The organism is Vibrio mexicanus, from assembly GCF_001012815.1.
Taxonomy (GTDB): Bacteria; Pseudomonadota; Gammaproteobacteria; order Enterobacterales; family Vibrionaceae; genus Vibrio; species Vibrio mexicanus.
The window spans coordinates 132,815-139,197 of sequence record NZ_JYJP01000026.1 but is presented as its reverse complement, the minus strand read 5'-3'; the positions used below and the strand labels follow the sequence as shown (position 1 = coordinate 139,197).

General features: G+C 44.6%; 3 protein-coding genes and 2 pseudogenes. 1 reads left to right on the top strand and 4 read right to left on the bottom strand.

Translation table 11 applies throughout. The features are described from left to right. Positions 1 to 924: pseudogene (locus UA76_RS04955) on the bottom strand (vWA domain-containing protein); the annotation flags it as partial. Between the two features lie 347 nt (positions 925 to 1,271). Between UA76_RS04955 and UA76_RS04950 the strand changes: the two are divergent. Then, a complete protein-coding gene (locus UA76_RS04950) occupies positions 1,272 to 2,462 on the top strand; it encodes an amino acid aminotransferase (RefSeq protein ID WP_047043675.1) in 1,191 nt (396 codons plus the stop codon). 67 nt (positions 2,463 to 2,529) lie between these two features. Here the strand turns inward: UA76_RS04950 and UA76_RS04945 are convergent, their stop codons facing one another. The 3 genes and pseudogenes from UA76_RS04945 to UA76_RS04935 form a co-directional block, all read right to left on the bottom strand. Continuing rightward, positions 2,530 to 3,186: a porin family protein gene (locus UA76_RS04945; RefSeq protein WP_052771951.1), complete on the bottom strand. Its 657-nt coding sequence runs from the start codon at positions 3,184 to 3,186 to the stop codon at positions 2,530 to 2,532. A 146-nt stretch (positions 3,187 to 3,332) separates the two neighbouring features. After that, positions 3,333 to 3,722 carry a hypothetical protein gene (locus UA76_RS04940; RefSeq protein WP_047043674.1) on the bottom strand — a complete coding sequence of 130 codons (390 nt, stop codon included), beginning with the start codon at positions 3,720 to 3,722 and terminating at the stop codon, positions 3,333 to 3,335. A gap of 218 nt (positions 3,723 to 3,940) precedes the next feature. Further along, positions 3,941 to 6,314 (bottom strand): annotated as a pseudogene (locus UA76_RS04935) (helicase-related protein). Between the last annotated feature and the right edge of the window lie 69 nt (positions 6,315 to 6,383).

Below are 6,383 nucleotides of genomic sequence, written 5' to 3'. Positions count from 1 at the left end.
TTCATTACTGTCAGCATCACGTAATACATAATTCGCTAATAAAGTGTCATTAACAACGTCAACATCGTGATCAAAAGCGACCACTGCTACTTCATCAGAATCTGATTTTTCTTGTATAAACTGGTGAGCGGCAGCAGCCGTTAGCCGAAATAAAGTATACGGATTACCGTTATCATCTGTAACAACCTGATTGTTTTCATCCTCAGCATTAACGGTCATTGAACCACTAGCATCAAGCGTTAATACATTGGTACTAGCGACTTCAAGTTGATCCGAAGTATTTAGAGATAAGATACTCGCTGGAGAATTGTTTATTTCTAAAGAAAACGCACTTTGAGATAATTGGATTACTGCATTATTGGTCACAGAGTCTGTCACTGAGAACATTAGTTGACTTCCGTCGGCCTTTTGCATCGCGCTAATCACATAAGATGCAGCTGATGGGATTGTAGACGCAATTGCACTTGAGTTTGTCGTGCTTCCTGATTGCTGAAAGTTGCCAGCATTAGCCTTTAAGGCTTTATATCCGTCTGATGTTGCTGCAATAACATAACCTTCTGTATCAGCAGAATCAACTGGAACCTGAATCACAAATGCACCGCAGTTATCGGTTGTCGTTGTGATCCCTACTTGGGCACCAACTGTATCTTCAACCACTACCGTCGCACTAGACATAGGTAGGTAACCCGCAGGTACATTTTGGCAGTCATTATTATAGCTGGATATGCGGCTACCCAATTTCAATGTTCGAGCACTTCGACTCTCTGTAGACTCTGGTACGACTAACGTACCAGAATATGTTGTTGTCTCAGATTCATTAGAAGTCTCCGCTGCTGAAGTCGTCGAATCATCATCGCTGTCACAACCAGCAAGAAGTGCTGCTGATACAAGAACAGCTCCAATCCCTAGTTTAAAACCCATCATTTAACTCCCCTTACTAATAAATAGATAACTAATATGAATATAAATTCACTCCATATTTGAATATATTTATCCGACAAAAACATTACTACTTAACTAGTTGCATGATCAATAACACGATATTTCACTGGTTGCATAAATACTTTAGAGCAACTTAACAGTCCATGAATATATTTTGATACTATCCAAACATTCTTCTGACAGGCCAAAACTTAATTTTTTGTTCCTTTCACCCTCTTATTTCCAAAAATCCCCTATTTAGCCAAATTAACTTTCATTTACGGTTGTACCAAAACACGTTGAAAGGTATAAATATCTCAACCTCATTTCAATTGACATGGAAGATAGATATGTTTGAAAAAGTTCTCGCAGCGCCCGCCGATCCGATCCTTGGATTAACTGAAGAGTTTAAGAAAGATACACGCGCAGAAAAGATCAACCTAGGTGTTGGTATTTACAAAAACGAAGCGGGTGAAACACCTGTTCTAACGACAGTAAAGAAAGCGGAAGCTGCGCTGTTAGAGACTGAAAAAACTAAATCTTACCTAACGATTGAAGGGACTGCAGAGTACGGCCTAGCTGTACAAAAACTGCTTTTCGGTGCAGATTCATCAGTTGTTACTGAAAAACGTGCTAAAACGGCTCAAGCTCCAGGTGGTACGGGTGCACTTCGCGTAGCGGGTGAATTCATCAAACGCCAACTTGGCGACGTTAAGATCTGGATCAGTAACCCAACTTGGGCAAACCACAATGGTGTATTCTCTGCGGCAGGTATTGAAACCGCTCAATACAGCTACTACAACGCAGAAACTAAAGATAAAGATTTCGCAGGCATGGTTGCAGACCTAGAGAAAGCGTCTGCTGGCGATATCGTTCTTCTTCACGGCTGCTGCCACAACCCAACCGGTATCGACCCGACTGCTGAAGAGTGGGAAACACTGGCTAAGCTTGTCGCAGACAAAGGCCTACTTCCTCTGTTCGATTTCGCATACCAAGGTTTTGCAAAAGGCGTTGAAGAAGATGCCGCTGGCCTTCGTACTTTTGCTAAGTACAACAAAGAGATCCTAGTCGCGAGCTCGTTCTCTAAAAACTTTGGTCTTTACAACGAGCGTGTAGGTGCGTTTACACTGGTTGCAGACAACGAAGAAGTGGCAACAACAGCATTCTCGCAAGTTAAAGGCATCATTCGTTCAATCTACTCTAACCCACCAGCGCACGGTAGTGCCGTTGTTACTCACATCCTTAACAATGCTGACCTTCGCGCTGAATGGGAACAAGAAGTAGCTGAAATGCGTGATCGTATTCAAGAGATGCGTGAGCTGTTTGTTGCAACATTGAAAGCGGAAGGTGTTGATGCAGACTTTAGCTTCATCGAGCGTCAAAATGGCATGTTCTCTTTCTCTGGCCTAAGCAAAGAGCAAGTAAACCGTCTGAAAGAAGAGTTCGGTATCTACATTGTCGGTTCTGGCCGAATCAGTGTTGCAGGTATGACTAAAGCGAATATGGACCCACTATGTAAAGGCATCGCGGCTGTCCTATAATTTCGCTAACGCAGAACAAAAAAGAGCCAGCAATCGCTGGCTCTTTTTTGTTCTATCATTCTGGCGACTAAAAGGCGTATTTCAAAGAGAGGCCGCCTTCATTCACATACAGTGTATCGTCACTTCGGTATGAGTAAAAAGCACCGAAGGTGAAACGCTGACTGACTCTATAATCAGCTCGAGCGATGTATATGTTCTCATCCACGATGTCGCTTCGATTAAGTTCAGCCGAAGCTAAGAAACTCAACTTCTCTGTTGCAAAAAACCTTAGCGCCACGTCTGCACCGTAAATAAACTCTGAGTCTTTATTTATTTTCTCATCGGTACCATCAAGTTTTACTTGAGACCAGATCATACCTGCTTTAACGCGTGACGATATATCCCAACTATCACTTAACGAATAGCGGTAGCCAATTCCAGGCATTAGGGTATAGCGCTGAACCGTTACATTATCGGGATGTAAAAATCGCGCTGAGTAATCTGTAACAAACAGCCAATCTTGATTAAACACTTGGCTTACACCAATCGCTAATGATGTCGCATTGCCATCTTGCCCATCATCAGCATCGAACCGGCCAGACGTGACATCGGCGTATAAATAATCGTAATGCGCGTCGATGGTTTTTGCCGACTGGGCCTCAGCCTGTGGAGTATAAATAACACTAGCCAAGATAGAGCAGCCGACCACTGATACAAGCTTGTGATAAGTTCGCTCTAGGGTCATCCTTCACCTCATTTTTTCATTATGTTCTTCATAATGATAACTGAAATAATAGGATATCTAATCAATTAATTGCACTTTGACCGCGAGTCTGTGAGATGGCTTGATAATCAGATACAAAAAATAAAGCTCCCTAGGGAGCTTTCTAATTACTGTTCAATGAGGTTAATGAGGAACTCCTCGCTCGTTGTTGGCGAGAAAGTAGCGTGAGTTCGATTCATGATGCGCTCGATCTGAGACTGCTCTAATGCATATGGCATCACCAGCTTCAGCTTTTCGATACCCTCGTATTTCGCAAGTTCACACAAGGTAATCAAATTCGATTCATCACTTCGGCTTGCCGACAGTGACTTAAGAGCAGCATCCCAAAGCCTATCCTCGGGCGTTGATAGCTCCTTCACATTGTCTTTCCAGACAATGCTGAAAATCGGAGCAAACGTGCTCATTGCTTCCAGAAACGTCCATTTTTTACTGCAAGAGGCACCAAGGAAAGTCGTGTAGTCAAACTCAACGCACTGCTGGCTATCTTGATAGTCCATATCATTTTCTCCGGCATAGTCTAAGTTGCGTGGTGTCTAAGGAGTAAAACTACTATGGTTGAGCATTGCCTATATAGCAATAGGATATAGAAGATTGGTATTTTATTACCTTTTTGCGCACATAAATGGCATATAAAAACCAATCTCATAACATTTGCCGTACAGCATTTTTAATAGTGGGTACGAACAGTTAATATTTCTCAGTTAAAAAAAATACATCATCGAATATCAACAATTCGACTGGCTTTTTTGTATTGGATGCGCCAACCATTCCAACGAGGAAGCTCCCATCGCTTAGGAGCAGTCTTACGTAGGCCGTTCGCATAAACAACGTAAACAAGCTTTTTCTTAGGCTCGTATTCAACCGTCAAATTTAGAGCACTCAGCGCTAGTTCAAATGGATAAAGCTCTGCAAAGTCCTCGTACTCCCACTCAGGGATTCCGTGAAACGGGAAATCATTGGCAGCAAACAATTCCAAGTCTTCTAGTGTCTCAACGCCCAACTGCTCCAATTGCTCTGTAAACCAAGATTCGAACGAAACATTGCTGCTCTCAACCGACTCTGTCGAGGTCAACTTCTCGTGGTTCATCTGATTAGGGTTAAGCTGTACAAAAAGCTTCCAGTGTTCAATCTGTTGCCAACGCTGCTGGTAAAAGCCTGGCAGATACTCCTCAGATTTGACCGCCTCCACCATTGCCAAAAGGGCATTTCCTCCTGTTGCGTTTTCTTGTCGCTTTGCAATTACCCTACCTGCGTATTGATACTCAAGCTCAGAAATAATCTCCCCATCTTCAGCACTACTGCTAACTTGCTTCCATCCACCTAAGCCAAGCTTTTCAATATGCTCTAGCGGCAAAGGCATCAATACAGTCGCTATATTTAACGTCTCTTTTACGCCTCGCCCCGGTAAATAGTGAAAGTCTAGAATAACGCTGCTTCAGCGCTCTCTGCGAATCGAGTTTGGCGGCCTAATACCGCTTCCATCTGACCATTAGCCAGCACCTCACGACGCCGAGCTCTTCTTACGAATACGCTTTGTGGTGACCACTTAGCCACCTGTTTGACAAGCTCAGTGTGGTCATAACGGCTCGCCACCTCAAGCTGCGGAAGTTGCAGGCACTCGCGCATTTGAGCCGAAATACCTTGCGCCTCTTTAAGAACACTTTCGTCGACGAATACGCCCGACAGTTGCTCTCCTCTTACTAATCGAATCACGACGGCGGCATCACAGCAACGCGGTTCTTCTTTGTTGAGTGCTTCGTGCCTGTCAGGATTTGAGGATAATGAATACAAGGATGAATATACCGAGAGTCCTGCGGTCAGGTCGACCATCGCCTCTTTTAGCGCCTTAGTTTCCATGCGACTCACTAGGTCGGCATAAAATGCTTCTAATGGCAGAGGGGAAAGCGATCGGCCATGATCTGTTACGTGGCCAGCTTCATCAATCACACTCATTTTTAGAAGTGTATCTTTAGCGATGGCCAATGACTTTTCAGGCAGCGGTTCCAACAATTCTAGTGTTTCGATGCAGAAGTTACTCTGAGCGGCGGCGACCATCGGCTCGATTAAGCTCTCTCTTTGCAGCTCTGGTGGGGTAACCGATTCCAATGCAGCGTCTTTACCGTAAAGCCGAATGCAGCGACCATCTCGAATACGCCCTGCTCGGCCTGCTCTTTGTTTCGCACTCGCTTTCGAAATATGGGTTAACACTAAGGTTGTGCGCCCGTTTCGCTGCACGGTTCTTCGCTCCAAACCAGAGTCGATCACACATGTAATGTTATCAATAGTGAGGGACGTTTCCGCCACATTGGTTGCGAGAACCACTTTGCGTTGAGGCTGGCGGTGTATCGCAACATCCCGCTCCTCATCACTCACAGAAGCGTGCAATGGCGCGACAAGTAAGTCTTCAATCCCCGATAACATAGATTGGCACTGGGCGATCTCTTTTCGACCCGGTAGAAAGACCAAAATATCACCATCACCCGAATCAAGTTCTTGGCGGATCGCACGTGACACTCTTTGTTCGAGGTTCTTAGCGTTAGGAAGGGTGCGAGCTTCACTCTCGACATGGCTAATGACCACTTCAAATTGACGACCACTCGCAGCCATCACATCGCCAGAGACATACTTCGCTAAAGCGTGGCTATTCATTGTGGCCGATGTCAGCACCAACCGATGCTTTGAGTGAGTCTTAAGCATAGCAAGCAAAAGATCCGTATCCCATCGACGCTCGTGGAACTCATCAATAACGACAACATCAAACTCCCCAAGCGATTGTCGGCAAACCATTTGAGAGCAACGCCTGGAGTAACAAACACCACCTTGGTATTTTCGTTGTATCGGTTCTCGAGTTTGATCGCATAACCAACAGACTGACCAATAGTCTCGCCGCGTTGGCTTGCCAGAAACCCTGCAAGGGACGTACAGGCTATCCTTCTTGGCTCAATGACTAAGACTCTTCCTTGCTCGCTCGCCCATAAAGGAAGGCGAGTCGATTTTCCCGATCCTGTCTCTGCTTCTACCACTAAGTGAGTATCGTTAAGTCGCTCAATGAATTTATCTTTGATGGGATCAATAGGAAGAGAATGCATAATGTTTAATATCGATAGAAAATTGCCTCAAATTATATCGTTAAGTGTCGGATTAGGCGAAGATTAAGC